Source organism: Allobosea sp. 05T422_2, assembly GCF_056396265.1.
On record NZ_JBFTLD010000466.1, the window covers coordinates 1 to 2379 of the forward strand.

Annotated in this window: 2 protein-coding genes; both read left to right on the forward strand. The window is 65.4% G+C overall.

The window, feature by feature from the left end:
* Positions 1–534: flagellar hook-basal body complex protein (locus AC1DJT_RS36150; RefSeq protein WP_476836000.1), on the forward strand; the 534-nt coding region annotated here is incomplete at its 5' end.
* A 71-nt stretch (positions 535–605) separates the two neighbouring features.
* On the forward strand, positions 606–2379 hold a 1774-nt coding region (flgK, locus tag AC1DJT_RS36155; protein WP_476836001.1), incomplete at its 3' end, for a flagellar hook-associated protein FlgK.

The window sequence follows — 2379 nt, forward strand, 5'->3', positions numbered from 1 at the left end:
CAGACCTTCGGCTCCACCGGCCAGATGGTGAACCCTGCCGGCGGCAACATCACGCTGCCGAACATGACGATCGCGGGCACGGCGATCTCCGGCATCAATCTCACGACCGGCGGCAACGGCCTGACCCAGAACGGCGATGTCAGCGGCCAGATCGACGCGCGTAGCATCCGTCAGGACGGCTATACGGCCGGCACGCTCGACCGCGTCTCGGTTTCGGCCGAAGGCCAGGTGATCGGCACTTTCAGCAACGGCCAGGTCGTCGCGATGGCCCAACTCTCGGTGGCCCGCTTCAATGCCGGCAACGCCCTGAAGCGCCTCGACGGTGGCGCCTTCGAGGAAACGATCGAGTCCGGTCCTCCGATCATCGGTCTGGGTACGTCGCAGCTCATCGGCGGCAATGTCGAGCAATCCAACACCGACATCGCCGACGAGTTCTCGAAGATGATCGTCACCCAGCAGGCCTACTCGGCCAACACCAAGGTGATCAGCACGGCGCAGGAAATGCTGCGCGATGTGTTCAGCATCATCCGCTGAGCGGCTTTGACCGCCGGCGGAGGCGGTTCCGGGCGATCCAGGAGGATCGCCGGTGACGGCAGGAGTTGACGATGGGTCTGAGTACTTCCCTGGGCACCGCGATTTCCGGGCTGCATGTCACGCAGACCGGTATCGGCGTTGTTTCGCAGAATGTCGCCAATGCCGGCGTTGCCGGTTATGTCCGGCGCGTCGTCAGTACCTCCGATACGCTCAGTGGCGCGACGATCGGTACGTCGAGCACGGCTGTTCAGCGCCTGCTCGACAAGATCGTCCAGCATCAGCTCTGGCAGGAAAGTGCCGGCGCCGCTTACACGTCGACACGGGCGGATGCGCTCTCGAATCTCGACAAGCTGTTCGGCGCGCCGGGAAGCGCGACGGCGCTCGATTCTGTCTACAGCTCCTTCACCACCTCGCTCCAGGCGCTGAAGAACGATCCGTCATCCTATACCAACCGCACGGCTGTGCTCGATGCAGCCAGCCAGCTCGCAAACCGCCTGAACGGGCTGTCCGCCGGTGTTCAGGCTGAGCGCACCCAGGCCGAGACGAAGATCGGCGGTGCCGTCAACCAGATCAACCAGCTGCTGGACTCGCTGACCAGCGTCAATGCCCGGATCGTGCAGGGGCAGAGCGACCAGGCGACAGCGGGCCTGAAAGACCAGCGCGACCGTATCGTCTCCGAACTCTCGCAATACATGGACATCAAGACCAGCGAGGATGCGCGCGGCTCGCTCAGCATCGTCACTGGATCGGGTGCCCAGATCTTCGACGGCCGACCGGCGGTGAAGTTCAGCTTCGACGGCCGCTCCGCGCTTGGCCCGGAAGCGCAATGGAGCCCCAACGCGGCGACGCGTGGTGTCGGCACCATTACGATGACCGACAATTCCGGCAACCAGATCGACGCGATCGCCAACAAGGTGTTCCGGTCGGGCGAGATCGCAGCCAATCTCGAGCTTCGCGACAAGACGCTGGTGCAGATGCAGGCCCAGCTCGACGAGATGGCGGCGCAGCTCTCGAGCGCCTTGTCCGATCGGGAGATCGCCGGAACGGCCGTCACCACAGGCGCGGCCTCAGGCTTCGATGTCGACCTCGCCGGGCTTCAGTCCGGCAACAGCGTGACGCTCGACTACCAGGTCACTCCCGGTGGCGCGACGCGGCGTTTCACCTTCGTGCGCGTGGAATCCGGTGCATCGCTGCCGCTGCCGGCATCGGCCAGCGGCGATGCCAACAACACCGTGGTCGGCATCGATTTCTCGGGCGGCCCGGCGTCTGTCGCAGCCCAGATCCAGGCCGCGATCGGCGGTGGGTTCACGGTTTCGAATACCGGTTCGATGCTGCGCATCGTCGACGATGGCGCGGGCAATACCCGCGACGTGCTCGGCCTGACGGCACGCCCGACCACTACAAGCCTGTCCGGGGCCAACGGATCGCCCGAACTGCCCTTCTTCGTCGATGCAGGGAACGGCAACGGCGCCTATACCGGCTCGTTCGAGGGCAAGTCCCAGGCTCTGGGCTTTGCCGGCCGTATCACGATCAATCCTGGACTGATCGCGGACCGCTCGAAGCTCGTCGTCTTCAACACCACGCCGGCGACGCCGCAGGGCGACGCCACCCGGCCGCAGATGCTGCTCGACCGGCTGACCAAGGGCCTGCGGAGCGTCACCAACGCGGTCTCGCTCGACGGCTCGACGGCGACCTCCAACATCACCGTCTCGAACTTCGTGCAGCGCGTCGTCGCCTCGCAGGGGCAGGCGGTCGAAAACGCCAAGCGCCTCGATGAAGGCCAGCAGGTGGCGCTCGCCTCCGTGCAGAGCCGCTTCGCCGAGACCTCACAGGTCAATGTCGACC